The following is a 676-nucleotide window of genomic DNA, read 5'->3' on the forward strand; positions in this document are numbered from 1 at the left end:
ACAGATTTTCTGGCTGCCTATCCGCAGTTTTGCAGTGCAGCAAATGATTTTGTACTATCCTATTCACAGGAGTGCTTCAACTGGGATAAGTTGGTTTTGACTGTTTGTACAAAGTCTCTGTCCTTGACGAAAAACGCTGAAATCGTGATATCCTATCAGTCGGGTTCCAGTGAAACCGGAAGTTTGTATCTGGTGCCGAAACCGCAGAAAATTGACATTCCTATTGGCGTGTATGTAAACACAGAGATTGATGCAAATCGTGCGGTTTCTCTGGATTTCCAATGGCTGCAGTCGGACACCTTTATCACCACCATCACAGAATGCACCAGCATTTCTGACGGCGAATATTACCTTGCCTGGGTGGGCAGAAGCAACAATTCCCACCCGAAAATCCGATTCCTGAAAGTACTGGAGGGTTGAAAATATGATGAAAGATACCATTTGCGTGGCTGTCGGCTTGGTCGGCGGCTTTTTTACTGCCATTTTTGGCGGCTGGGACTCCGCTCTGGTGACACTGGTCGTCTTTATGGCAATCGACTTTTTCACCGGCATCATCACCGCTATGATGAAAAAATCCAAACACACAGAAAGCGGTGGACTTTCTTCCAAAGCCGGCTGGTTCGGTCTGGCGAAAAAGGTCTGCACTTTAATGCTGATCGTCGTTGCAGTTCGGATG

1 protein-coding gene and 1 pseudogene are annotated in these 676 nt (G+C 46.9%); both read left to right on the forward strand.

From position 1 onward, the window contains the following. Nucleotides 1-420: pseudogene (locus DXB92_RS13930) on the forward strand (hypothetical protein); the annotation flags it as partial. A gap of 4 nt (nucleotides 421-424) precedes the next feature. Then, on the forward strand, nucleotides 425-676 hold a 252-nt coding region (locus tag DXB92_RS14225), incomplete at its 3' end, for a phage holin family protein (RefSeq protein WP_330015940.1).

Source organism: Ruminococcus sp. OM06-36AC, from assembly GCF_003438725.1.
Lineage (GTDB): Bacteria > Bacillota > Clostridia > Oscillospirales > Ruminococcaceae > Ruminococcus_C > Ruminococcus_C callidus.